The 221-nt window shown below is 60.6% G+C and carries 1 pseudogene; it reads left to right on the forward strand.

Annotation, left to right across the window (positions count from 1 at the left end):
- Positions 1-221, forward strand: a pseudogene (locus tag MWU32_RS00420) (collagen-like protein); the annotation flags it as partial.

Genomic DNA, 221 nt, shown 5'->3' on the forward strand with positions numbered 1-221 from the left:
CCAGCAGGTGCGGACGGTGCCGATGGTGCTAACGGTCTTGATGGCGCCCAGGGACCACAAGGTGATCCAGGCCCAATCGGACCTCAAGGACCAGCGGGTATAGACGGTATTGATGGTAATGACGGAGCCCAGGGACCACAAGGTGATCCAGGCCCAATGGGCCCTCAAGGACCGGCGGGTGCAGACGGTATTGATGGTAATGACGGAGCCCAAGGACCACA

This window comes from Gelidibacter sp. F63206 (assembly GCF_023015735.1).